The following is a 2,355-nucleotide window of genomic DNA, read 5'->3' as shown; positions in this document are numbered from 1 at the left end:
GGAATACAAGAAGTATTTCGAGAAGGATCCGGCGCTGGCCCGTCGCTTCCAGCCGGTTCGCGTGCTGGAGCCTACCGTTGAAGAAGCAATCACCATCCTGCGCGGTCTGGTCTCAACCTATGAGACCAGCCACGGCATTTACGTGCGCGATGATGCAGTGGTTGCTGCCGCTCGGTTGTCGGCGCGCTATCTGACCGGACGACAGTTGCCGGACAAAGCTATTGACCTGCTTGATACGGCTTGTGCGCGTGTCCGAATCGGCCTGACAGCCATTCCGGAAAACCTTGAGCGATTGCGAGCCAGAACAGCCGAGGATCAGCGGCAGTCAGACGCCATTCGGCGCGATGCCGAGGCAGGCATTCCGATTGATGATCAGGTTTTGAGTAGGCTTGAGGTCAGGTTGCAGGAGCAAGAGCAGCAGGCAACCAGGCTTGACGACTCGTGGCGTCGGCAGAGCGCTGATAGGCAGCAATTGCTGACGCTGCGCAAACAGTTGGCTGAACTGCGCGCGCAGCAGGCTCGGGTAGTGGCTGCCGGCAATGAGTTTTCCGTGGATGATTACGCACTCATTCGCACGCTTGAAGCAGAACAGACGCGCATCTATGACGTTCTGGCGAAGACTTCGTTAACCGGGCGGCTGGTTAATTTTGAAGTATGCCCAAAGATTATCGCTGAGGTCCTCAGTGGATGGACCGGCATCCCTTTGTCGCAGCTCGCTCAGGAGTACAGCGCCAAGGTTGGTAGCTTTGCGGGTGATCTGAAACAGCGCATCCGCGGTCAGGACCAGGCCGTTCAAGCGCTGGACCGCTCGATGCGTGCGGTGGCAGCAGGACTCAACAAGCCGCAGGCACCTGTTGGTGTCTATCTTCTGGTCGGACCCAGCGGGGTAGGGAAGACTGAAACCGCTGTTGCCGTGGCTGATCTGCTTTACGGCGGCGACCGCTTTCTTACCACGATCAACATGTCCGAGTTTCAGGAAAAACATACGGTTTCCCGACTCATCGGCGCGCCGCCTGGTTACGTTGGCTATGGCGAGGGTGGCTTGCTGACGGAAGCTGTCCGACAAAAGCCTTACTCCGTGGTTTTGCTCGATGAGGTTGAAAAAGCGGATCTTGAGGTAATGAATCTGTTCTATCAAATATTCGACAAGGGCATTGCCAACGATGGCGAAGGCCGAGAGATCGATTTCCGAAATACACTTATCCTGATGACCTCTAACCTGGGAAGTGAGCTCATCAGCGCGCATTGTCAGCCGGACCGGCAGGTGGAAGTAGAAGAACTGGAAGCGCTTCTGCAGCCACTGCTGAGCGGCCATTTCATGCCGGCTCTGCTGGCCAGAATGCAGGTAATACCTTATTACCCCATCCATGCAGCCGTTCTCTGTGAACTGATCGAGATCAAACTTCAGCAGTTGGGCGCGCGTTTGAAAAGCAGAAAGGTTGCTTTCGACTATTCCCCGCGTCTTGTCACCTTCCTGTCTGAGCGATGCGCGCAAAGCGAAACCGGCGCACGGCGCATCGACCGTTTGCTGGATGACTTCGTCATCCCCTTGATTGCCAATCGCTTACTCAGCGCCATGTCCGATGGTGAAAATGTTCACCGTATTCATGTGACGCTGGACGCTGATGACCGTGTCGTCTGTGAGTTCGACTAGGATGGCAGTCACGTCTTTGTCTTCTTCGGTCCTTGATTCACAGGTTTACGCAACTACCTTGTGTTCGATCTATGGAGAACTGTCGCAAGCGCCGAACAGTGTGACGCTGCTGAACGACTTTGTCCGTTCAGCCTCACGACTCAGCGGTTGTGAGTTGAGTCAGATGTTCATGTTCGACACAGTGTCTGGACGTCTCATTCTTGAGTCTCAAGTATTGGACGAAGTTATTCATTCTGGCGCTCATGACGGCGACTTCTTTGATTATTCTGCAGAGCCGCTGCTCAACTACGCACGGTCTCAGGGCACTCCTGTCAGTGTGAATGAGCTAAGTTGCGGCCTTTACGACACCACCTTCTTACCTGCCAGACAGTTAGTGTGGAAATCGTTGCTGTGTGTACCGTTGGCCAATCGTGATCAGGCAATTGTCGGACTTCTGGTGTGTGCCAGCGGTGAATACAGGTCATTGGAGGGGTACGCTGCCTCGCTCGGAGCGCTGGGTTCTTTTGTAGTGTCTCAGCACACACTGCTCAAGCGCCGACATCCTGGTCTAGGGCAATCACTGCATGAGGCCAGTCCCGATAAGGCGCATTACGGGTTGATCAGTCGAAGCACCGCAATGCGTGAAACCTGTCGACTGGTCAGTAAGGTGCTGCAAAGTTCCTACACAGTCTTGCTGACCGGCGAGACGGGGACAGGCAAGG

General features: G+C 55.1%; 2 protein-coding genes. Both read left to right on the top strand.

Annotated elements, in window-relative coordinates; all coding sequences use genetic code 11:
• Window positions 1-1,654: AAA family ATPase (locus BZK31_RS27570; RefSeq protein ID WP_157900810.1), on the top strand; the 1,654-nt coding region annotated here is incomplete at its 5' end.
• Between the two features lies 1 nt (window position 1,655).
• The coding region (locus BZK31_RS27565) for a GAF domain-containing protein (RefSeq protein ID WP_167378125.1) at window positions 1,656-2,355 on the top strand (700 nt) is incomplete at its 3' end.

It is taken from the genome of Pseudomonas floridensis (genome assembly GCF_002087235.1).
In the GTDB taxonomy this organism is placed as follows: domain Bacteria; phylum Pseudomonadota; class Gammaproteobacteria; order Pseudomonadales; family Pseudomonadaceae; genus Aquipseudomonas; species Aquipseudomonas floridensis.
The sequence above is the reverse complement of the archived record's forward strand: the minus strand, read 5'-3'. Positions and strand labels throughout refer to the sequence as shown.